Origin of the sequence: Bradyrhizobium oligotrophicum S58 (genome assembly GCF_000344805.1) — a bacterium.
Lineage (GTDB): Bacteria > Pseudomonadota > Alphaproteobacteria > Rhizobiales > Xanthobacteraceae > Bradyrhizobium > Bradyrhizobium oligotrophicum.
The window spans coordinates 1881887-1904261 of record NC_020453.1 but is presented as its reverse complement, the minus strand read 5'-3'; the positions used below and the strand labels follow the sequence as shown (position 1 = coordinate 1904261).

General features: G+C 62.1%; 25 protein-coding genes. 14 read left to right on the top strand and 11 right to left on the bottom strand.

Annotated features, from left to right (window positions below; genetic code table 11):
• Positions 1–198: 198 nt before the first annotated feature.
• The 9 genes from S58_RS08075 to S58_RS08035 all read right to left on the bottom strand — a co-directional run bounded on the left by S58_RS08075 (position 199) and on the right by S58_RS08035 (position 8615).
• Positions 199–2706: a bifunctional DNA primase/polymerase gene (locus S58_RS08075; RefSeq protein ID WP_015664779.1), complete on the bottom strand. Its 2508-nt coding sequence runs from the start codon at positions 2704–2706 to the stop codon at positions 199–201.
• Between the two features lie 11 nt (positions 2707–2717).
• The gene (locus S58_RS08070; protein WP_144058280.1) at positions 2718–2921 is read right to left on the bottom strand and encodes a DUF6511 domain-containing protein; all 204 of its coding nucleotides are present in this window, start codon (positions 2919–2921) and stop codon (positions 2718–2720) included.
• A 133-nt stretch (positions 2922–3054) separates the two neighbouring features.
• Positions 3055–3321, bottom strand: a complete 267-nt coding sequence (locus S58_RS08065; protein WP_015664777.1) for a hypothetical protein — start codon at positions 3319–3321, stop codon at positions 3055–3057.
• Between the two features lie 12 nt (positions 3322–3333).
• The gene (locus S58_RS08060) at positions 3334–5277 is read right to left on the bottom strand and encodes a DEAD/DEAH box helicase (protein WP_015664776.1); all 1944 of its coding nucleotides are present in this window, start codon (positions 5275–5277) and stop codon (positions 3334–3336) included.
• A complete protein-coding gene (locus S58_RS08055; protein ID WP_144058279.1) occupies positions 5277–5474 on the bottom strand; it encodes a hypothetical protein in 198 nt (65 codons plus the stop codon). The genes S58_RS08060 and S58_RS08055 overlap by 1 nt, the downstream gene beginning before the upstream one ends.
• A gap of 73 nt (positions 5475–5547) precedes the next feature.
• Complete coding sequence (locus S58_RS08050; protein WP_015664774.1) at positions 5548–6672, bottom strand: hypothetical protein; 1125 nt, start codon at positions 6670–6672, stop codon at positions 5548–5550.
• A gap of 111 nt (positions 6673–6783) precedes the next feature.
• Positions 6784–7410 carry a hypothetical protein gene (locus tag S58_RS08045; protein WP_015664773.1) on the bottom strand — a complete coding sequence of 209 codons (627 nt, stop codon included), beginning with the start codon at positions 7408–7410 and terminating at the stop codon, positions 6784–6786.
• Positions 7411–7451: 41 nt separating this feature from the next.
• Complete coding sequence (locus S58_RS08040) at positions 7452–8183, bottom strand: ATP-binding protein (protein ID WP_244440728.1); 732 nt, start codon at positions 8181–8183, stop codon at positions 7452–7454.
• A gap of 57 nt (positions 8184–8240) precedes the next feature.
• A complete protein-coding gene (locus tag S58_RS08035) occupies positions 8241–8615 on the bottom strand; it encodes a helix-turn-helix domain-containing protein (RefSeq protein ID WP_015664771.1) in 375 nt (124 codons plus the stop codon).
• Between the two features lie 280 nt (positions 8616–8895).
• Between S58_RS08035 and S58_RS08030 the strand changes: the two genes are divergently transcribed.
• The 9 genes from S58_RS08030 to S58_RS07995 all read left to right on the top strand — a co-directional run bounded on the left by S58_RS08030 (position 8896) and on the right by S58_RS07995 (position 15800).
• Positions 8896–9579, top strand: a complete 684-nt coding sequence (locus S58_RS08030; protein WP_144058278.1) for a LexA family transcriptional regulator — start codon at positions 8896–8898, stop codon at positions 9577–9579.
• A gap of 99 nt (positions 9580–9678) precedes the next feature.
• Complete coding sequence (locus tag S58_RS08025) at positions 9679–10833, top strand: DNA polymerase III subunit beta (protein WP_015664769.1); 1155 nt, start codon at positions 9679–9681, stop codon at positions 10831–10833.
• Positions 10834–10870: 37 nt separating this feature from the next.
• Positions 10871–11320 carry a hypothetical protein gene (locus tag S58_RS08020; RefSeq protein WP_144058277.1) on the top strand — a complete coding sequence of 150 codons (450 nt, stop codon included), beginning with the start codon at positions 10871–10873 and terminating at the stop codon, positions 11318–11320.
• Positions 11307–11510 (top strand): hypothetical protein, encoded by a 204-nt coding sequence (locus tag S58_RS08015; protein ID WP_015664767.1) that lies wholly within the window; start codon positions 11307–11309, stop codon positions 11508–11510. The genes S58_RS08020 and S58_RS08015 overlap by 14 nt, the downstream gene beginning before the upstream one ends.
• On the top strand, positions 11507–11938 hold the full coding sequence (locus tag S58_RS39455; RefSeq protein WP_144058276.1) for a helix-turn-helix domain-containing protein: 432 nt from the start codon (positions 11507–11509) through the stop codon (positions 11936–11938). The genes S58_RS08015 and S58_RS39455 overlap by 4 nt, the downstream gene beginning before the upstream one ends.
• Entirely contained in the window at positions 11845–12984 is a 1140-nt protein-coding gene (locus tag S58_RS08010) for a tyrosine-type recombinase/integrase (RefSeq protein ID WP_377811992.1), read from the top strand. The genes S58_RS39455 and S58_RS08010 overlap by 94 nt, the downstream gene beginning before the upstream one ends.
• 427 nt (positions 12985–13411) lie before the next feature.
• Positions 13412–14254, top strand: coding sequence for a TIGR04255 family protein (locus S58_RS08005; protein ID WP_042338966.1), 843 nt, complete (start codon positions 13412–13414; stop codon positions 14252–14254).
• A complete protein-coding gene (locus tag S58_RS08000; protein WP_015664764.1) occupies positions 14254–15261 on the top strand; it encodes a hypothetical protein in 1008 nt (335 codons plus the stop codon). Before S58_RS08005 ends, S58_RS08000 begins: the two co-directional genes overlap by 1 nt.
• On the top strand, positions 15258–15800 hold the full coding sequence (locus tag S58_RS07995) for a hypothetical protein (protein ID WP_015664763.1): 543 nt from the start codon (positions 15258–15260) through the stop codon (positions 15798–15800). The genes S58_RS08000 and S58_RS07995 overlap by 4 nt, the downstream gene beginning before the upstream one ends.
• Positions 15801–16438: 638 nt before the next feature.
• On the opposite strand, the gene S58_RS07990 is transcribed toward S58_RS07995, so the two are convergent.
• On the bottom strand, positions 16439–16852 hold the full coding sequence (locus S58_RS07990; RefSeq protein ID WP_042340640.1) for a hypothetical protein: 414 nt from the start codon (positions 16850–16852) through the stop codon (positions 16439–16441).
• A gap of 108 nt (positions 16853–16960) precedes the next feature.
• On the opposite strand from S58_RS07990, the gene S58_RS07985 reads away from it, so the two are divergent.
• Positions 16961–17896, top strand: a complete 936-nt coding sequence (locus tag S58_RS07985; RefSeq protein WP_015664761.1) for a LysR family transcriptional regulator — start codon at positions 16961–16963, stop codon at positions 17894–17896.
• 142 nt (positions 17897–18038) lie between these two features.
• On the opposite strand, the gene S58_RS07980 is transcribed toward S58_RS07985, so the two are convergent.
• Positions 18039–18962 (bottom strand): LysR family transcriptional regulator, encoded by a 924-nt coding sequence (locus tag S58_RS07980; protein ID WP_015664760.1) that lies wholly within the window; start codon positions 18960–18962, stop codon positions 18039–18041.
• Between the two features lie 106 nt (positions 18963–19068).
• On the opposite strand from S58_RS07980, the gene S58_RS07975 reads away from it, so the two are divergent.
• The 4 genes from S58_RS07975 (at position 19069) to S58_RS07960 (ending at position 22358) form a co-directional block, all read left to right on the top strand.
• On the top strand, positions 19069–19392 hold the full coding sequence (locus S58_RS07975; protein ID WP_015664759.1) for a Dabb family protein: 324 nt from the start codon (positions 19069–19071) through the stop codon (positions 19390–19392).
• The gene (locus S58_RS07970) at positions 19389–20465 is read left to right on the top strand and encodes a maleylacetate reductase (RefSeq protein ID WP_015664758.1); all 1077 of its coding nucleotides are present in this window, start codon (positions 19389–19391) and stop codon (positions 20463–20465) included. Before S58_RS07975 ends, S58_RS07970 begins: the two co-directional genes overlap by 4 nt.
• A gap of 124 nt (positions 20466–20589) precedes the next feature.
• Entirely contained in the window at positions 20590–21462 is an 873-nt protein-coding gene (locus tag S58_RS07965) for an NAD(P)-dependent oxidoreductase (RefSeq protein ID WP_015664757.1), read from the top strand.
• Between the two features lie 11 nt (positions 21463–21473).
• Positions 21474–22358 (top strand): intradiol ring-cleavage dioxygenase, encoded by an 885-nt coding sequence (locus S58_RS07960; RefSeq protein ID WP_015664756.1) that lies wholly within the window; start codon positions 21474–21476, stop codon positions 22356–22358.
• Positions 22359–22375: the final 17 nt, after the last annotated feature.

Sequence of the window (22375 nt, the reverse complement as noted above, 5' to 3'; positions counted from 1 at the left end):
AGATCGCACTATTGACAATGGTTGATTGGACCGCCTTGTGATGTCAGCTCGTCGCTCTTAGGGGACATTCTCGGACTTCGACGCGAGGTGCATTGTTGACCATCGGGTCATTCAGATGCGCTGCAGGAATTGGTCGCGAACGGCGCAAAGCGGACTTTGGCAAACCATCCGCCCCCTGCAGGTTTATGGGGTCACCGCCTAGGCGGCAGCGTAGTAGCGAAACGTTGGACGGCCACCGCGAGGCCCGGTTCCCATGCGGCCGCTCACCTGATTGGCGTCCTGAAGCTGCTTGATGATCGACTCGTAACGCGCGTTGTCGAAGAGCCCGTTGATCTGTTGCTTCAGCGCCACCGTGGTAATCCCGGCCTGACCAGCTTCCTTGATCAGCCGCCGCACGAACAGATATTCCGCCTGCTTATCGTTCGATGCCAGCCGGTCCTTCATCTCGACAATGCAAGACTTGGTCGAAAGCTCGGTGAGCCGCCCCGCCCAATCGACCAGCTCGTCCGTGAGCATCGGCCGCTCGGGGTTGATGCCGATCGCGACGATATGGCCGATCCGCAGCATGATCTCGATAGAGCGGGTCCACAGAACTTTGCTGTCCTCGCTCGCCTCCTCGGAGCACTTCGCGAAGTGCCCGCGATACCACCTGAAGGCTTCGAAGCCGTCCTCGCCCCACTCGGCGACGATCGGATTGACCACCGGCTGCGACGCCATGTCCGGCAGGTTGGCACCACGGCGCGAGAGCTTGAACACGGCACGGCTTGCCTCGACGATCCGGTCCGGCGGCTGATACGGCTGCGTCACCGGCTGGTCGAGCAACGGCTTGCCCGAGATCGGCAGCACTAGCCAACGCGGCAAGAAGCCGTCACCGACGCCCCGGCCGGACATCGACGGCCAGAAGTCATGCGGCGTCGTCGTTCCATAGATCGAGAAGCACGGCTGATGTATCGGCGTCGCCTGCTCCTGGGCGGCTGCGGCGCCGGTATAGACGCTGTTGGAGGTCGTGAAGAGCTGGAGGATCATGTGACGCAGGTTCGACTGATGCGCGCCAGCGCGACGATCCATGATCTTGCCGATGAAGCCGCCGAACTCGTCCATCATCGACATCATGACCGGGTTCTGCTCGATCGTCTTGCGGAGCGCGGAGTCCGACAGGAAGTTCTCCGGGGCCATGAAGCGGAACAGTCCCGTCTTCGTCGCCAGCCGATAGAGCGCCTGGCGCGCGTGGTCTTTGCCGTAGCCGGGCGGTGCCAGGGTCACCACGTTGAGGTTGGTGCGCAGATCGGTCGGCCCTGCCTGATGGCGGCCGGCGATCGTCCCGACCCAAAGCAGTGCAGGCCCGAGGGCGCACGGCCGCGACGGGCTCGATGACGAGCACGCCATCCATTCGACCAGCTCGCCGACCAATCCGGGGATGCCACGGCAAAGGGCCTCCAGCTCGGCCATAGATGGCGCTGGGGGCGTCGCCGGTGCGTTGACCTCCTCTTCCTCCACCAGCCCAACAGTGGCCTCCGCAGGAGCCGCAGCCGGCGCGCTGGGCTGTGCGGCGGCGTAGGCGGTGAGGTCGCCGCCGGTCGGCCTTTCTGCGACCGCCGGGGTGGGCGTAGGATGCCATTCGGGGTGCGGCGGGGGCGTCAACGCCTCCTCGACCGCAGAGCGCACCGGCGGCTCTTCGCCGCGCTCACGGGCCTCGCGCTCGGCCAGGATCGCCAGCGTCTTCGGCCCCATGGTCAGGGTGATGTTCGGCGAAAAGTCATAGGCAAGGCAGCCGCCAAGCCACTGCACGGCCGCGTCCAACTCGGAGTCGGGGATCTGCAACGTCTTCATCACGACGTTGAGCGCGGTGAAGCTCTCGCCGGTGCCGAAGTCCTCAACGCCGCCCGGAGAGATCGAGAGGTTCGCCGAGCGGCGGCTCATGGCACGGCCCGAGCCCGAGGCGCGCCACGGAGCCACCGCACGATAGACACGGCCAAGGAACCGCCCCTTAGGGAGTTTGAGCTTCGGTGCCCATGCCTCGATCCGGGCCAGCGCGTCTTCGTTGAGCTTGCGGAAGAAGTTCGAGGTGTGGCTGCTCAACGTGTCCGGGTGATCCGAACCGGCCGGGTCGGCTGCCCGGTCGCCGTCCGGGTCATAGCCGAACGCGCGCAGCACCTCGCCGATCTGGTCGGCGATGTCGTTCGGCAGCTCGTTCAGCGCCGCGAGGCCGACATCGAGCAGCGTTTCGTCGGTCCACCAATAATAGGGTTCGCCAGTATCCGGATGGATCGAGGGCGGCAGCACCGTTTGCTTACCTTCGGCCAAGAGATCGACAAGGCCGACACGATCGGGCGTCCGGTAGTTCTTCGAGCGGATGGCGTCCGTGTTGCCCTGGTAGAAGAGCGAGATGCCCTTCCGGCCCTTCTTCTGCACGTAGGACACCGGCAGGATCGCAAGCAACGGCTCGATGATCTCTTCCTGATCGATGTCGATGCAGATCAAGCCACGGCCGCAGGCGATGCCGACGCCCGCGTCCTGCCATTTGGCCCACTGGTTGATCTGAAATTGCGACGGTCGCTCAACGCAGAACTCATTCCAGCCCTTGAACATGCGCCATTCGTCACCAACCATGAGGCCTGGCACCTTATTGCCGGGCATGATCGGAATCGGCGAGTAGCCCTTTTCGAACAGGATCGGGCCAACCTGGGCGAACGGAGATTCGGACATAACGACGGCCTTCAGAACGGAGCGGCGTGATCGAGCAAGCGAGCGCGCATCCGCTCGCCGTAGGTATTGAGGACCGTCTTCAGGAACTCCATCCACTCGGCCTCAGACAACTGCGTCAAGTCGAACTTGCCGATGCGTTCGAGGTAAGCCCCCGCAACCTCGCCAGCTTCGTCAAGCGCGAACAGCTCGTGAGCACTAAGAGTCTTCGGTGCCATCTTGAAAACACTCTCCCCCAAAGAAATGCACGTCGGGTCCGTGCAGAGCCAAAGCACCGGCTTGCCTTGCTTAGGCGCATAGCCGATCCCCACCGCAAGCCGGCGACAGACGCCACAGCACACGGGCTCTGGATCAAACCTTGTTGTTGTCATTGCTCGCCTGACGTTCGCGAATGAGACGCTTCAGCACCGTGAGGGCATTGTTCGCAGCGCGATGGTCGCTGGCGCTTGCTGAAAAGATCATTCGCACGCGCCTGCCGTCACCGATGTAGACCTCAATGTAATGATGCTTACCGCCGATCAGGGGCTCGTAGCGGTAGCCCTGCGCCTCGCAGTACGTCGAGAGCTTCTGATAGATTTCATTGCGGCGAAGCAGCCGCTTTGGTTTCGGTGCGCTCATTTCCCCGTCTCCTCAGAATGGAATGTCATCGTCGAGGTCTTGCTTGCCCCATGTGCCGGCGAACACGTCCCTGTCGGCCTTGGGCTCCCCGCTCGTACGGAGCTGCGTCACCGGCTTCGCATGCCCTGGCATCGACGCCTTTGCCGCCGGTACGCGGCTCGTGCCGGGCATCGCCGGGCGCTGGTTGTCGTTCGCGGTCGCTCTGGCCGCGACCTGGGCGCGGTAGCGGGCCGCCTCTTCCGGCTTCCCGTTGAGTTCATAGTTTTGCGCGACGATCTCCTCACGCGAGGGCTGGACCGAGACGAAGTTGTCCTGCGTCAACTCGCCGGGCGCTCCCAGCTTGCGGCCGATCACCTCATAGTGCCGCCCGTTGGCGCGGATCATGATCTCCGTCGTCTCGCGCAGCACCTTCTTGCCTGCCGCCGAGAGCGTGTCGTTGATCGTGAACGGCGCATCGTCGCCACCACCGTGCTCCTTCCACCACTTCTCGAACTTGACGCGCGCGAAGCCCTTGTGCTCCGGGCAAATCCATTCCTTGTGCACCGTGAAGCCGCACACATACTCGACGCGGACGCTGGGGGTGCCGCCCGGCTTGTCGTGGCGATAGAACGTGCGCCGGTTGACCTTCACCCAATTGGGCTTCGATGTGGACAGGATCGGCACCGCGTCGGCGGTTTGCTTGATGTTCTTCTCGACATCGCGCTCGAAGGCGTGGCCGCAATCCGGGCACTCGCGCAGGCCCGCAAATATCAGCGAGTGACACTCCGGACATTCCTTGACCGGGGCTTCGCCGCCGCCCTTACCAGGCTTCCGCACCTTCACCTGATCCACCGGACCATGCCGCCGGACGTTGCCCGCGAAGTCGAGAACCAGGCAGTCAGATTTTCCGTTGCGGATCGACTCGTGGATGTTCTTGCCCATGCAGCGCGTGCCACGGCCGACCATCTGCACGTACAGCGCCGTCGACTCGGTCGGTCGCAGCATCGCGAGCAGATCAGTGCGCGGCGCGTTGAAGCCGGTCGTGAGCACGTTCGCGTTGGTGAGCGCCGTGATCTTGCCCGCCTTGAACTCCTTAATCCACCGGTCACGATCTCCGTCATCGGTGTCGCCGTGGATCGCCTCGCATGAATAGCCGTGTCGCCGGATTTCGTCGCGGACATGCAGGGCATGATCGACGCCCGAGCAGAAGAACAGCCACGACTTGCGCGGATGCTCGTTGCTCCTCGCGAACGCGATCACCTCCTTGACTGCCGCCTCCGTGACCGGGTGCTTATCCACGGCAGCCTGGAGCGCACCGATCTTGAAGTCACCCCCAGCCCGGCCGACGCCCTTCAGATCGAACACCGTCTGCGTCGCCTTCGAGACGAGCGGACAGAGGTAGCCCATGTCGATCAGCTCTTTGATCGAGATTTCATAGATGATGTCATCGAACAGCGCGTCGTCGCCTTCGGTGAGCATGCCCGAGTTGAGCCGGTAAGGCGTGGCGGTCAGCCCCAATATCAGCATGTCGGGATTGACCGCGCGCAGCGCCTTTATGAATTTGCCGTACATGGCCGCTTCGTCCGGCGGCACGAGATGCGCTTCGTCGATCAGCAGCACGTCGATGCGGCCGAACTTCTCGGCCACGCGGAACATCGACTGGATGCTGCCGAAGGTGATCTGATTGTGCACCTCTTTGCGCTTCAGCGAAGCCGCGTAGACGCCGGCCGGTGCGAACGGCCAGATGCCAAGCAACTCCTCGAAATTTTGCTGCACCAACTCCTTGACGTGCGTTGCCATGATCATGCGCGTCGTCGGCTCGAAGCCGATGAACTCTTCGCAGATCGTGCCCAAGATCATGGATTTGCCGCCGCCGGTCGGGACCACGATCAGCGGGTTACCCCTGGGCTTCTCGGACCAGTACTCATAAGGCGCGTCACACGCCTTGCGTTGATAATCGCGGAGGTCGACGGGCATCAGTGCATGGCCCCGCCGGAGACCAGCTCCGTCAGCTCCAGCTCGGAGTCGTCGATCTGCATCTCGCAGACTATCACGTCATCGTACCGGGCGATCGTGCGGCTGGCCGGCGTGAGCGTTTTGAAGCATTGCCGGTAGTGACACTCGCAGAACGATTCACCCTCGCCGCACGGCGCGCCGCAGACAAAGCCGAACATGCCCGACTCCCCTGGCAGGAAGAACTTGCAGTCGCGATGAGTTGCGTCGACGAAGCGAACGCGATGCGAAAAGTCAGCCATGGTTTTCCCCGGTTGCGTAGTGAACTTTGAGTTGTTCGAACTGCTCGGCCGTGATTTCCTCGACCAGCATCGCGTCAGCGCCGCCGCATTCCCGGGGGTCTGGCTCGTCTGATTGCGTCGCAAAGACCGAGCAGCTTTCGGCATGGTGCCAGTAGCGCGTCGCCGGCTTGGAGCCGTCGCGCCATTCACGGCCATCGCGCAGCGTGTAAAGAACCCATTCCTCCTCTTCGTCGGAATCGACGACCTCGCCGGGTACGAGCGTCGGGACGAAGAGATGCGCCGGACATCCGGCCTTCTGCTCTACGAGCGTGAGCGGTTTTCCCCACCGTGAGCAGGACCACGCGGCATCGCCGAAGTGCTCGGGCGTTGCGTGCAGGCACGAGCGGCACGACACGCGTGCGAACTCGCCGTCTTGGCAGATCGCCTTGTGGCTACACATGGCCCGACACTTGAAGGCGGCCTTAGTCTTCGGATCGTTGTGCAGCTTCATCGGCGGGTTCGCGAAGTTGACGATCCGCTCTGCGCGCTGAAGCAGACGGATTGCCTCCGCGTGGTCGGTGTGGATGCGCTCGCTGTAGACCTCGCCGGTGTTCTTGTTCCGGCAGATGTAAAGGCCGCGCTCGAAGCCGAAGAGATGACAATAGGTGTTGAGCTGGACCCAATGCGAGAAGTAGCCCTCGCGAACGCCGTGCTTCTTCACCTTCTCCCAATAGGTATCCTTCATCGACTTGCACTCGACGACATGCCAAGTCTTTGGCGCTTCAGGGAGACCGAGCACCTTGCCGTCCATCTTGCCGCGAACGTGACCGGCGATCGCGCTGGCGCGATACTGCTTCCCTCGGCTATCGACTTCGTCCACCTCGCAGCCGATCATGCGCAGCGCGTTGAGCAGACGCGTCTCTTCGATCTCGCCGGTCTCGAAGGTGATCGCCTTCAGGCCGTCGATGACTTCAGGCTTCGACGCCCAGCGGAACGCGTACCAAAGGGCTCGCTCGCACTCTTCGCCGAGCAGCGAGATCGAGATGCCCATCGAGTCCCAAGCCTGGGCGCGGGACTTCGCATACGCCTCATAGATCGCGGCCGTCGTCGGATTGTGGAGGACCGGGAACTCGGCCATCGGGCAAGCCTCTATCGTTCGCGCCGAAGGGCGCGTTGGGCAGACTGCAGTCTGTTGGGAAAGGGAGATGTAGAAGCCGGGACCGAAGCCCCGGCTAAGGGTCAGCGCACCTTAAGCGGAGCGCTTCCAAGGCATTGCACGTCCGCCAGCGGCACCGCCACCCGTGGTTGGAGCCGAACCGCCGTTCTGCGTCTGGCGTGCGGTCGAGGGGTTGGGCTGGCTGGTGTTCGCCGCGCTGGTCTGCGCGCGGCTGTTGTCGTTCCCAGCGGGCGCCGCCGGCGCCTTCTCGGACGGCGGCTCGGTGTTGGCGTTACCCTCATGGATGAACGCAGCGAAGACGTTCCGTTCCTTGTCCTGGCCGTCCTTCTTGTAGATCTCGATGTCGATGTCAGCGACGAACGGCTGATAGAGCGCCATGTCCGTGTTGGTGAACTCGCCCTTGCCGAAGCCCATTGCCATGCCGAGCGCCTGCAACTGCGCGTGGCCGTTGTTCTGCGCCCAGGCGCTCGGGTTCGACAGGACGATCGTGCCGTAGACGAAGGACTTGAAGAACGGGCCTTCGTCGGTGCACTCGGCCTTGAACGCGTAATTGTCGCCATTCTTCTTCGAGTTTTGCTTGATCTCGCCCTCGACGATCTGGAAGCCGTAGCGACCGCGCGGGATGATGGGACCGCCACCGCCCGACGCGTTGCTATTCGCCGCGTCCACGTCGTTGAGGTTTACGCCGAAGTCTGCCACTTGATGCTCCCTTGGATGCTATGGCGCTGATGGAATGGGTGCTAGGCGGCTTCCCGTGCCGGCGGCAGGTACTTGGCGAGCGCCTTGTATCCCTCACCCTTGCGGTACTGGAGTTCATGGGGCATGCCGAAGCGGTTGCCCGCAATGTGGCTGGGACGCTCTTCGAGGAACATCCAACGGGTGCCACCGCCCTCGGCGTGCGTGAGTTGCTTGTTGAAGCCCGCATCGACCTTCTTGATGCTGGCCTTGAAGTTGACGAACGCGATCACGTCGCTGTTCGCCTCGACGATGTCGGCGGCATCCTTGTGGAGGTTGATGCGATAGCGCGAATATGGGTCAGTCGAGGGCGAGTCGAAGCGCGAGATATCGCAGTGCCCGAGCTGCACGATCGACATGTTGCGCTCACGACGCAGGGTCATGATGCCGTCGATGTATTCGAGGAAAATGCCTGCGGCGATCTTGTAGCCCTTGCCGTAGCCGGGGTCCTCGATGTTCTTCCAACCGTTGCGAGCGCAAGCCTCTGCGCGGATGATGTTCTCCAGGCCGGTCGTCGAGTCGAAGATTGCGGTTCCGTAGTTGTGTTCGTCCGAGACGAGCACCGTGATCGCCTCGCACAACTCGGCGTAGTTGCGGACCTCGAGCGTTTCGGCGACGACACCCGCAGGAACGCTCTCCCCTTCGGCGGTCTGGATAAAGATCGGTCGCGGAAACTCAGAGGCGAGCGACGACTTGCCCACCTTCGGAACGCCGTAAATCGTGAAGATCGGCTGCAACTCGGCAGCGGTCTTCTTTTTGATGCTCTTGAGTGAGATTGCCATTAGGCTCCCCGGTTAGTGCGCGACGCAAGTGTCGAGCTTCAAGGTCTTCGCCCATACGAGCCGGTCGACCAGCCGGTAGCCGGTCCGATTAATGGTCTCGATGGTGACGGAGTGGTCCTCAGTCTTGCGACGGATGCGCGAGATGAAGACATCAACGGAATGAGTTTCGCGGCCGTCCTGATTGGCTCCGTAGAGGATGACCATCGCCATGGGCTTCGTGACCGTCTCGTTCGAGATCAGGGCCAGGAACAGGTCGCGCTCTTTGGGAGTCAGCCTCCACCCCGCCGGCAGGGATGCCGCGAGGACCATGGAGCGACGCATGTCTTCGATGGTGGCAGTGAGTGCGGCAACCTTAACCACAAGCTCCTGCTTCGATAGTTCGGTCATTTATGTCCGTCGCCGCCGCTTGACATCCGTCGATTTTCCGGCTCTATGCCGAATCGATTGAGAGTTTCCGCTGATGCGGCTGAACTTTGTCTAACGGACGCAACTCAGATAGTCAACGGATAAAACGGATAAAACACCGTGAATTGCGACGTTCGACAAAGCGGCGAACGATCCGGCGACGTTAGTCTTTGAAATTGTTTTGGATATTGGCAGGCGATGTCTACAAGTGATGAGGACCGCGAATATGGTATTGAGCTTCGGTCGTACGGGGAATGGAACTATGGCGAAGGCTGTGCAGCCCGGCCGAAAGCATCGGGTGCATCCAAAACTCGAAACCATAAAAGAGCGCGTTGAAGAGCGCGTTTTGGGCCTGAAGACTTCACGGAATGAACTTTCCCGTAGAGCTGGGCTCGGTCTTTCTTATTTGAATGATCTGCTTTCCGGGAAGTCCCTCAACCCAACTAGAGAGGGACTTACGAAGTTGGCTCCGGTCTTGGATTGCGACTATGCGTACCTAGTCGGCGAGCAGGACACCCCGAGAACTGCAGCAACTGGCGTACTTCCTCAGAACGTTGAGCCCGTCACCCTGGTGATGAAGTCCATCACGCTCTACCAGACAGGCCTCACCGATCCCGATGGCTTCTTCGCTTTGAATGATTCGCGAAGAGCGCCCTTCGTTATGCCGCTGAGCAATGACGTGTATTGCATCGCGGTGCCCGACGATACCATGGCTCCTCGCTTCAGAGTTGGCGAGGTGGTGATCGTCAACCCCAACAAGCAAGTTGGGCACGGAGGCTTTGCCGTGGTGCATCAAACGGACGGCCGGGTCGCGATCCGCGAGGTGGTGACGATCTCGATCGACAAGATCACCGTCCGCATGCTGGGCGACGGCACAGTCGTCGACTTGCCTCGCTCCCAAGTGAAGGCACTGGATCGCATCATAGGAAGCTGCGAGCTGGGCTAGGCAGCAGCCCTGAGCGTCCTAATATATCCGTTGACTTAACGGATATAAATAAATACGGTCCGTTACAGCTCACGGGAGGGGCAACGGACCATGTCGCCAATGAAACTGAAGATCAATCGGGACAAGCTCGCGGAGATCGTGACACGCGGCGTATCCAGCGCGCCGAAGAACTCGCCCGCCGTCATTGCGAACAACGCGCGCATTATCGTACGCGACGGCATGCTGCACGTCGCCACCACCGACTTCAGCATGCAAGTCGAGGCGTCAGGCGAGTGCGCCATAGAGCGCGCAGGCTCGACCACCGTTGACGCTGGTAAGCTGAAGATGGTCGTGGACCGGTTGCCGAAGGGCGTCGAGGTCACGATCGACTATGACGATTCCAAGCACGAGATGATCGTCAAGGCAGGCCGCTCCCGCACGAGCTTCCCGACCCTGCCCGCCAAGGACTGGCCTGCCCGGCAGTATCGGGAGGAAGGCGCGACCTTCAAAATCGACGGATCGGATTTCGTCAAGCTGTTCGGTCACACCGCCACCGAACTATCAACCGTCCCCAGCTCGCCGATGCAGGGCGTGTTCTTTCATATCACCGGCAAGCGCCTTGCGGCCGTTGGCACCACTGGCATGATCCTGATCATGACCTCGATCCCGGCCCCAGAGGGGGCCGAAGGTATGCCCGTGGATAGCAGCGGTCGGCCCGGCATTATCTTGAGTGCCGAGACCGTGTCGCAGATCATCCGTTTGTTCCGCGCCGCCGAAGACGTTCAAGTCGTCATCAACGAGCATTCGATCTTCGTCTCGACCGACACGACGCGCTTCTGCTCTTCGTTGCTGCTCGGCACCTATCCCAACTACACGCCGCTCGTATCTAACCCGAGCGAGACGCGTATCAAGCTGGAGCGTGACGCGTGCGCCAGCGCGGTCGCCCTGCTCGAACCATTTGCGCTGAAGGATCAAGGCTACCGTCTTCAGTGCGCCGGGTCTGACGAAGGGTTCGTCGTGGCGGTCGGCGGTCAGACCGGCGGCGGCGTTGATGTGGTCGAGGCTGACATCAACGGCGAGGTGGCGTCCTTCGGCCTCAACGGTCAGTACCTGAAGACGATGCTGGGCGCGTTCAAGGTCGCCACCGTCGCCCTCCACCCTGACCATACGAATCGCCGTGTGCTCTTCCAAGCCGAAGAGGAGCCCGAGCTGATCGGCGCGATCGGCATGATGAACACCTCGACCGAGATGGCTGCGGGTCCGAAGCATGACTAGTCACCGGCGCGATCGGGCTAACCGGCGTACGGTCACCATGCCCGACCGCGTCGGCCCGCATGTGAAGTTGGTGTTCGCGGAGATGGCTCGCCTCCGCTTCACCTATGACGAGACCGAGGAGGGCTCGGGCGTTCGCCGTGCATCAATCAAGGCGTGGCGTCGCAAGAACAAGCCAGGTCTGGAGTCGCTCGAAGCCGTTCTGGGCTTTCTGGGCTGGGACTTCGTCGCGGTGCCCCGCGCGAAGGCTCTGCCCGAGGAAGTCCGCGCCGAGCTTCAGCCCATTGCCGACAAGCTCGGCCTCACGATGCCGCAGACGGTCACAGCGCTGATCGAGATCGTCACCGGCATCCACGAGCGCTTCCCCTTCCTCCGCGACCCCTCCGCGATCAAGCAGGTTCGGTTCAAGTCGCGGCGGAAGGAACGGCCCGCCGTCCATCCTGATCAACACGCTCTCTTGCAGGAATTGCCCACAGATGTCGTCCATTGATCCGACCACCGCGCAGATGATCACCGCTGCCGTCTCGCGCGGCGCGAAGCCCGACGCAGACTCGGTGTCCTACGCTCTGCTTGATGCGCGCTTCCGCTCCTTCGAGATCACCATGCGCCTCGACGACGTGATCGCCGGTGTGCGCAAGGTGCGCGCCACCTTCACCGTCCCGACTTTGGATGTTGCGTGACCCGAGAAGCATCAGTTTTTTGTCAGTCTTATCCGTTGACTCGACGGATACATTCGCTAGAAAGCTTGCCGTCAGTCCGAAGTCTGAGCGCCTCCCCAGTGAAGCACGCCAACGACAATACGCCACTCGAGACCGTCCTTACGACTGCTGACGTGATGGTCCGGCTGCGTGTCTCACGCAAGACGCTCTACGGCTTGGTTGCCAAGCATCTGCCGAACGCTGCGCGCGTCGGCCGCGACTATCGGTTCATCGAAGCGGACATCGTCACTATCTTCAATAGAATGAGGTCATCATGCGACTCTACTTGTGGCGGCGGGAGGATCACCACAGTTGGATCATCCGGGGGACGGACGCCCAAGGCAACGAAATCCGGCAATCTACAAAAACTACTAACAAAGCGGCGGCCGAAGGTCTCCGCGTCAAACTAGAGAAGGAACTGCTCGACGAACAGGTTCACGGTAAGAAGGCCGTGGTGACGTTCGATGCGGCTGCGGAGTCCTATTTGGAGAACGGTGGGTCGCCGCGCTTCCTTGGCACCTTCGATGAAGAGACCGGAAAATGGTCCGGCCTCATGTCGCACCTCATAGGCGTTCCGCTGAAGAACATCACGCAGGCGCAGATGAATGAGATCGGCAAGACGCTCTATCCGAACGTCCGGCCCGACACACTCAACCGCCAGCTATGGACACCCTTCATCGCAATTTGGTCGCATGCCGAGCGGATGGAGTGGGCACAGCCGAAGCGCTGGATCAGGCCGAAGAAGCCGAAGGGGACAAACGTCGTGAGCTTCGGACCGAAGCGCGTCGGCTCCTATCCAGTGCCCTACGGGACCGCCTGGGAGTTCATCAGGGGATTGGGTGTCGCCAACGCGACCGTGTTCACGATTCTGTTCTACACCGGCATGCGGCCGATCGAACTTTTCACAATGAATACGTCACAGGTCAATGTGGCGGACCGCTGGATCACGCTGCCGAAGTCCAAGATCGGGGAACCGCGCGGCGTCCCGATCCACCAGGCGCTTGTCCCGATGCTGACCGATATGGTCGAGAACCGGCCAGGGCGGCTGGTACGGACTTGGGAAAACGAGCCGTTCACCGTCTATGACGATAACGGCGGGCAGATGAAGAAGGGGATAGCCGCCGCCCGGCTGCGGACCCATGTCTTCGACGTGGCCCCCTACACCGCGCGGCACACCGTCTCGACCCAGCTAGTGGTCGAGGGCGTCCACCCGCACAAGAAGGATCAGATTCTCGGCCACGCCGCCGACGATATGAGCCGACACTACACGCACGTCCCCCAGGCCCCGTTGATCGAGGCCATTAACAAGCTGCCGACCATTCAAGAATGGCTCGATCAGGATTGGATGCGCGAGCCGGTGAAGCTCGTCGGCCGCCGAGCGAAGACCCTGAAGGAGGCCGAGCGGGTGGCGGGCGAACGTGCGTATGATGAGTGGCGGGCGCGTCGAGCGGCGTAGCGGCGAGGAAAAGATAAATCACCCGACTCGTCGTGGTCGGCACCCAGGATCAACTTTGGGCCTCTACCGTGTGAAGGTCGCGCCGTGCATTGTTTTCATTCGAAAAATTCGGATTACACTTCTGTTCCCCGGAGGTATCTCGCGAGGAGGCTCGGTTCAACGGGAAGTCTTGTATCGGGCGTGCCGTACGGCCCGCCCCGTACTTTAGTTGAATGAGCCAACTCCGCCGCGTTGTATAGAATGTTTCCATCTACGCAAGATTGCGTTGAGGAAAATTTGATTAACTTCAGTCGGTTACAGTGGGTTTGCACCTCGCTAAGGCCTTGTGCTCCCGCTGCGAGGTCATATCTCTTGCTGGAAAAGCGGTCCGTTCCGGTGGACGGGCTTGCAGACGGCATGGTACGACGATTCGCCTGCCAGAGTGAGAATGATGCCTTTCAAGCCGATCAACGAAGACCACGCGATACAGAGCGCGAGCTTCGCGATCGGGCTGAGTCAGCCGATTCCTTGGCCGATCTTGGAAACCTTGATCAAACGGGATCCCGATTGGCGCCGTGATCTGCCGGCAATTGATCTCCCGCAGGCGCTCGATATCGTGATTAATCCTGCGACCGGGGCGCCTCAAAACCGGATACTCAGGGGTGTTGAATTTTCTCATAAGCGGCCGGATGGAAGCGCGAGCTGGGTGTTGAGCCTGTTCGGAACCGAGATCAGAGTGACGACAACACTCTACACGCGTTGGCAACCTACGTGGGACAAGGCTCGGGATATCTTGTCGACGGTGGGTCGACTTATGTCGGCTGCGCTCGATCAGACCAAGCCGACGACGGTTCAGAGCATAGCCCTGTCGGTCTCTGACGTTTTTATCTTCGATGAGACCGCAGACAAACCTGATTACTCGCATCTTTTCAAAGCGAACGAAGAGATTCCGTCATCGGCGTTCTCGAAAGGCCGCCTTTGGCACTCGCATACTGGTTGGTTCATCGATCGGCCTTTGGGGGCAACCTTGAATCAACTAAATGTCGATGTTCGAACTGGAGTTGGCGAGGACCTCAGCATCCCAGGCGTTCCTGACGAGCAGCTAAGAGTAGTTGTTCAGCACAATCAGTTGTTTCGTCCTTCACAACCCATTCAATTCGTTTCATCGAATGATGATGCCCTCCAGGGCATGATCGCTGGAGAGATGCCGGTCATGCACGAGGCGAACAAGGCAATACTCCAATCCATACTGACGGACGAGATGCAGGCGCGCATAAAGGTGAAGCGGTGATGCAGTCGACGTCTCAAGCCAATGCCTGGAAATTCGGGTTAGGTGGGGCTCGACGCGTCAAGGCTGATTGGCTCGCGCAGCATGACTTGGATGACTCTTGGAGTCACAGCGACATTGGCGAGGCGGCTGGCGAGTCGCTTGTTGCAAACATCGGCACCCGCGGGAGCGCAACGATTGGACCATCAACCCTGATCTCAGGCTCGGTCGTCGCAGCGCCCCGTCGGTTGCAGATGTTCTCTTATGACGCCGACTTCGATGTCGACGCCGTCGTCGAGCTTGACCATGACTTCGAGCAGAATGAATCAGGTTTGCTTGAAGCCCAGGTCTTTTCGATCCTGTCCTCGACCATCGCGAGCTTTACCGACAAAGTTGCTGGTCTCTATGACCCGACCAACAGGCAGGTCATGCTGCCCTCCTCGAAGGAGTCTCAGCATGTTGGTTGGCCCAAAACCTTTGCAGAACCGAACCTGACCGCTCTCTGCACGCTGGTCAGCCCCACGCGATCGCTCACAACGACGGCGGCGGCCCAGTACAGCTTCTGCCAACCTATGCCGCACGTAGCGGGTTATTGGACGAAGCGAACCATCGTTCGTCAGTTGGAGCATAATGGGATTATATCCTGGTTGGGTACGCCTGATCTCACCGTCAGAATTGCCCATCGGTTGGCGCGGATTCCTGAGCTGCCGCACGCGGAAGATTCCATCTTGCCGTCCTCGGAATTGATTGACGCGGCTTTGCGCGTGGCTGGATATCTGCCGACCAGTTCGGTGTTGCCGCAAATCGAGGTAGATGACTCGGCAGGTTCGATAGCATTTGTCTGGCGGGATGATGCGAGCGAAAGCGCTTTCTCGCTGGAGATCCCTAACCCTCGGGTCGTTATCGGAGTCGCCGTTGGGAAGGCGTTCGCAAAATATAAGCCGTGGCGGCACTCGATATTTGAAGAGAGAAAGATCGTTGAAGAGTTTCAGTCCTCGGGTCCCGTGCGCAGGCTTCTGAGTGGGGAATGAATTGCTTCGTTGATGGCTATGATCGCCCGTGCATGCGGGAGAGCGAGCATGTCGACCCCGTTTCTCCCGGCAAAATCCGGGATGACGAGGTTCTGTGTCGTGCTGGCTATACGATGCACATTAAGGGCGGCAATCCTGTCGTTAGCCTCATTCGGGCCGATGAGCTGGCACGTGGTGAGCTATCGGTCTGGCGATTGACGCCACCATTCGAGGCCGCCGACGTCGACAATATTGTCAACATCCTGCGTGAACGATCTCCGTCGGTACGTCAGCCGCAAGAGTTGCTTCGCGTGTTTGGGCTGTCAGCCGAAAAGCTGAGAGATCTGGTTGAGGATTGTCCGATATGCGTCGTAGACGACACCGATTGCGGGCCTGCCTGGGATCGTCACCCGAAGCATTGCACGCTTGGTGGATGCAAGTCTCTCGCCTTCCATGAGCTGAACAATGCTGACGGTGAAAGTCCTCTGTTCTACGCGATGCGGCGTGCCCTTCTCGAAGAGTTTCGCCGAAATCAGATTTGGGCGGCGGCAGCGACATAGGGCGTGTCGCCGGCTAGCTGATCCGATGATCGGCGGCTTTGCCTTGTCCTCTGCTCAAGGGCAGCCCCCGAGTGAATAGCCGCAGCTATTCCCAACCCTTAGAGCTGAACATAGCGAATCGATAAGCGCACGGCATATGTCCGCTCCTGCGACCGTGCATCCGCCGTGCACGAACGGCGCACCCACCATTTAACCATTTGATTTGCATTGCAGATTAGTAACGACCCGCAGCCTTCACACGGGAGAGGTCCAAGGTTCGATCCCTTGTGCGCCCACCATTTTCCTTTCTCATAGATAACTTGGCCGAGCGACTTCCTCGCCGTGTGCCCCAGCAAAAGCGGGGGCACAATAGGCGCACTTTGCCCGCGTCTCCCATAAGTGGTCGCGCCACCCGAAGATTGCTTAAGCAAGCAGAAAGATCGCGCGTGACTGCGAAGCGCGTGCGTGAGGTCGCAAGCGCAAGCGCTGCTTCGCAAGGGCGATATCTCGAAGCAAGCATTCGGCGGACGTTGAGACGAACGGGTGATGCGCGGAGCTTCCTATCAGCGCATCAATCAAGCTCCGGGCTGCTCGCCGTCTGAATTGAACGCCCGCGGCCACCGCGCCAAACTGCTCGACAGGCCGGCGCCTCGATGCATTCACATTGCCTTGACGAGCGCGAACAGCCTGAAATCCTCGAGCGCCGCGTGTCGATGCGGGGCGGCTTCGCGCCGGTAGGTCTCGGTGTCGACGATCGAGCGGAAGGTGGCGAAATCGCCGTATTCATTGAGCGCCGCTTCGTCCCAGCGTTCGCCTTGCGGGCCGACCAGGCTCGCCAGCACCGGCCCGGAAAACATCCGCACGAGCGGTTGACCGGCCGCGAGACGCCGGAATGCCGGCCGATAGCGTTCGTGAAGGGCTTCGCGGCCCGAGCAGGGTGTGGCGTCAAAGCCGTCCTCGTAGCGGGCATGCGCGCGGTAGCGCAGCAGATTGAGCATATAGACCGGCTGGCCGGGCGGGAGCGCGCGCTCGGCGGCGTCGAGGGCTTGCAGGGTGATTTCGATAGGGTTCATGGGATGTCCCGCGGTTTCCAGCGGCGCAGGATGCGCGCTGACGCTCCCCATTTGGCCCATCGGAACGGCCTCTTGTAGCGACGGCACCGCCATGACTATGTGGACTGAATGTCCACAACGGTCTTTCCTCCCGATCTCTCGCGCCTCCTCGCCTTCATCCGCGTCGTCGAGGCGGGCTCCTTCGCCGAAGCCGCGCGGCGGGCGGGGACGACCACCTCGGCGATGTCCAAGGCGGTCGCCCGCCTCGAACAGGCTCGCGGCATCAGGCTTTTGCATCGCTCGACCCATTCGCTGGCGCTGACCGCAGAGGGCGACCGGCTGATGGCGGCGGGACGCGCACTGACAGAGAGTCTCGCCCATGTCCAATCCGCGCTCGGCGACGTCGCGCGCGACGATGGCGGGCGGGTGCGCGTGACCGCCCCCGCCTCGTTCGCGCGCGCCTGCATCCTGCCGCGGCTGCCCGCGTTCCTGCAGGAGCGGCCGGAAATCGAGATCGAGGTCAAATTCCGCAACGAGATTCTCGATCTCGCGGCAGAAGGCGTCGACATCGCGATCCGCTCGGGCCCCCTCGAGCGGACGCCCGGCCATCTGGCGCGGCGGCTGTGCACGTTCTCCTGGATCGCCTGCGCCTCGCCTGCCTATCTGAATGCGCGCGGGGCGCCGGCTAGTCCCTACGAGCTTTCCGCGCATGACCACGTCGGCTTCCGCAATCCCGCGAGCGGCCAGATCCTGACCTGGCGCTTCACCGACCCGCGCGGCAAACGACCCGTTCGCGTCGCGCCCAAGCCCAAGCATATTTGCGACGACGCACACGCTTCGGTCGCTTTGATCGCGAATGGGTTCGGCATCGGCTGGGGGCCGGCGTGGCTCGTCCATGACGAACTGCGCACCGGCCGACTCGTCGAAGTGCTTGCGCCCTGGCGCGCGCCGGCGGAGCCGCTATGGATGCTGCGCACCTCCAACCGCCGTCCGCCCCTGCGCACGCAGCGCGTGATGTCGTTCCTCGCCACGCTTCCCGCAGGGTTCAGCAACAAAGCGGAATGACGCGTCGGCCGTCAGCCGGGCTCCCCGGTCGGTGTTTAGGGCGCGAGCCGCTTGGGATCTGCAGCATAGAGCAACGGCGCGATCCAAACCACCGGCTGAAGTGGCGCGACATCGATGGCCGCCCGCTCTATCGGGTCGATTGTTATTTTATGGCGTTCATCCAAATGCCGGCGTCAGAACTTTCGCGGATATGATCGACGAGAAAATCCAGAAAAACCCTGATCTTGGCCGGCAACCGAACGCGGTTCTGATAGGCAATGTTCATCGTCAGTAGCGGCAGCTCCCAGTCCACCAGCACCGGCACAAGGTTGCCGGCCAGGATGTCGCCCTGCACGATGTAGAGCGGCTGGACCAGGATGCCGAGACCCGCGAGCGCGGCCCCGCGGATCACCTGACCGTCGTTGCTGTCCAGCGTGGGCGCGATGCGGATGGTCTGCGCGGCGTTGTCCCTGGTGAGCCGCAGCGAATAGGGATCGTTGGCGAGGTTGTAGATCAGCATGTCATGGCGGCCGAGATCGCTCGGCGCCTCCGGCTGTCCGTTCCTGGCGAGATAAGACGGTGCCGCCGCCAGCACGCGCCGCATCTGGCCGATGCGACGGATGATGATGTTCGAGTCCGGCTCGTGCTCGCGGGTGCGGATCGCGACGTCGACGCCGGCCTCGATGAAATCGGGATAGCGGTTGGCGGTGATGATCTGCACGTTGAGCTTCGGATAAAGCGCGCGGAAGGGCGGCAGCATCGGCGCGAGATAGATCATGGCGAAGGACAGTGAGCTCGTGACGCTGAGCATCCCCCGCGGCGACAAAGCCCGGTCAGAGACCGCATCTTCCGCCTCGGCGAGCTCGTTCAACAGCGTGCCGCAACGCTGCAACAGCTCCTGCCCGGCTTCCGTCAGCCAGAGACGCCGCGTGTTGCGCTCAATCAGGCGCACCTCGAGGCGCTCCTCCAGCGCGCTGAGATGCCGGCTCACCGCCGCATTCGACATCCGCAGACTCTCGGCCGCCTTGGTGAGGCTGCCGAGCTCGGCCGTCCTGGAAAACACCTCGAGTTGGAGCAGGCGGTCCATTTTTGCGCAATTCGAAAAAGAGACTTCCGAGAGTTGGCCTTTATTTCTGATTTCTGCAAGACAAAATGCGCACAACGAGAACAATCGTCGGCGAGGAAATCAGGGAATGTCGAGCCAGATCAGGCACATCGTCATGTGGCGGCTGCGCTGGGAGACCCCTGCGGAGCGTGCCGCGGCCCGGCTCAAGGTGAAAACCCTGTTCGAGGGGCTGAAGGGCCGGATCGACGGCCTCACGCATATCGAGGTGGGCCTCGACGTCAGCGATGTCGACTATGCCTGCGACGTCGTCCTGCTGTCCGAATTCACCGACAGCGCCGCACTTCAGGCCTATGCCACGCATCCAGAGCACTTGCGCGTGCGCGAGGAGCTTGGCGACATGCGGATCGGCCGTTTCCAGGTGGACTACCCCATCCAGGAGACCGGGACATGATCGGTTCGTTCATCTTCGAAAATCTGCCTTGCCGCGTCGTGTTCGGCAGCGGCACGCTTGGCGCGGCCAAGGCCGAGATCGAGCGCCTCGGCGGCAGGCGCGCGCTGGTCCTGACAACACCGCAACAGCAAGCAGAGGGCGCGAAGCTTGGAACGGCGCTCGGACCGCTCCATGCCGGCATCTTTGCCGGCGCCACCATGCATACGCCGGTTGACGTGACCGAGCGGGCGCTGGCGGCGATGAAGGGATGCGAGGCCGATTGCGTGGTCTCGCTGGGCGGCGGATCGACGACGGGCCTCGGCAAGGCACTGGCGCTGCGCACCGGCGTCAATCAGCTCTGCATCCCAACCACCTATGCGGGCTCCGAGATGACCCCGATCCTCGGCGAGACCCGGGACGGCTTGAAGACCACGCTGCGCGATCCGGCGGTGCTGCCGGAGACCGTGATCTACGACGTCGACCTGACGCTGACCCTGCCCGCAGGCCTTGCAGCCACCTCCGGCATCAATGCGATCGCGCATGCGGCGGAAGCGCTGTATGCGCGCGACGCCAATCCCGTGACCTCGCTAATGGCTGAAGAAGGCATCCGCGCGCTGGCGCACGCCCTGCCCGCGATTGCCGACAAGGGCGATGATCGCGATGCCCGCACCGAGGCGCTTTATGGCGCGTGGCTGTGCGGCATCTGCCTCGGCACCGTCGGCATGGCGCTGCACCACAAGCTCTGCCACACGCTCGGTGGAACCTTCGATCTGCCGCACGCGGAGACGCACACCATCGTGCTTCCGCACGCGGTGGCCTACAACGCGCCGGCTGTGCCCGATGCGATGGCCCGCATCGCACGCGCGATCGGCGCGGCGGATGCGGCCCAGGGCCTCTACGACCTTGCCAAGCGGCTCGATACGAAGCTCGCGCTCCGCGACATCGGCATGCCGGAAAGCGGCATCGACAAGGCGGTCGATCTCGCGATCACCAACGCCTACTGGAATCCGCGGCCGATCGAGCGCAACGCGCTGCGCGACCTGATCGCGCGGGCCTGGGCGGGCGAACCGCCGGTGTCGACCAGAGCAGCGTGACAAGAAGGCGCTGCTCCCGCAATCTGGGCAGCGACTGGTGCGAGACGTCGAACGACGACGGCACGTCGCCTGAGACAGCCAACGGACGAGAACGGTGACAAAAAAATCAGAGGACATCGCTTTCATGGGAATCGGCAAGATGGGCCTGCCGATGTCCGCGCTGGTCGCCAAGGCCGGTTACCCCGTCACCGCTTTCGACCAGAGTGCAGCGCGGCTCGCGCTCGCGCGTGAACAGGGCATCTCTGTCGCAAGCTCAGCGGCCGAGGCGGTCAGCGGCCGCTCCGTCGTCATCAGCTCGCTGCCGGACGATACCGCCCTGCGCGCCGTGATGTTCGGACCGAACGGCCTCGTTGCTGCCATGGCGTCGAACGCCGTGCTGATCGAGACCAGCACGGTCAGTGCGGACGCGTCCGGCGACCTCGACGCCGCGGCCCACGCGCACGGCATCGCATATCTGCGTGCGCCGGTGTCCGGAACGGCAAGCATCGTCCATACGGGAGCACTGACCTGCTTCGTGTCGGGCCCCAAGGATGTCTTCGATCGCGTCCACCCGGTGTTCGCGGCCTTCACCCGGGCGCAGACCTATCTCGGGCCAGGCGAGGAAGCGCGCTACGCGAAGCTGGCCGTCAACCTGATGATCGCGGTGTCGGCGGCGATGATGGCCGAGAGCCTCGCGCTGGCACGCAAGGGCGGCATCGCCTGGCAGGACATGCTGAAGGTGCTCGACGACAGCGCGGTGGCGTCGCCAATGGTCAAGTACAAGACGGCCTCCCTGCGCTCGCGCGATTTCGCTCCCAACTTCTCCTGCGCGCAGATGGCGAAGGACCTCGACCTCATCCTCGGGGCCGGCCATGCCGTCGGCGTGCCGCTGCAGCTCGCGGCTCACGTGCGCGAGACCTACGGATCGCTGATCGCACAAGGCGACAGCGAGACCGACTTCATCGCCACCGTGCGGCATCTCGAACGGCTGTCCGGACTCAGCGAACCGAAACTCTGACGGAGGACGCTTTGCGCAACTTCAGCGAAGACACGATCACGGACGCGGTGCTGGAGCGCTTCGAAGGCGCAACCGATCCGCGCGTCAAGCAGATCAGCGAAGCCCTGGTGCGCCACCTCCACGCCTTCGTGCGCGAGATCCGCCCTACTCAGAAAGAATGGGAATACGGCATCGACTTCCTGACCCGAACCGGCCAGATGTGCGACGACAAGCGCCAGGAGTTCATCCTGTTGTCGGATACGCTCGGCGTCTCCATGCTCGTCGATGCCATCAACCATCCGGTGCCGGACGGCGCGACCGAGACCACGGTGCTGGGCCCGTTCTTCGTTCAGGCCGCACCCGAGAAGAACAGCGGCGACGACATCTCCGGCAGCATGGAGGGCGACCCGATGCTCGTCACCGGCTCGGTCTCGACCATCGACGGCGGGCCGCTTGCCGGGGCCGTCGTCGATGTCTGGCATTCCGATAATGACGGCTATTACGACGTGCAAAGGCTCGACGAGATCGGCGATCTCGCGATGCGCGCGCGGTTCCATGCCGACGCGAATGGCCACTTCCATTTCTGGTCGATCAAGCCCGCCGCCTACCCGATCCCGCATGACGGCCCGGTCGGCCAGATGCTGCAGGCGCAGGGCCGTCATCCCTGGCGTCCCGCGCATGTGCATTTCATGATCTCCGCGCCAGGCTTCGAGCAGCTCGTGACCCACGTGTTCGTCGCCGGCGACACATACCTCGACTCCGACGTCGTGTTCGGCGTCAAGGACAGCCTGATCCGCGAATTCATCCATCAGCCGGCCGGCCGTGCGCCGGATGGTCGCATGGTGGGCAGCGCGTATTTTCATCTCAAATACGATTTCGTTCTGAAGCAGGCTGCGGGCAGCGCAAGGGCCGCCTGACCGGGACGACGGCGACA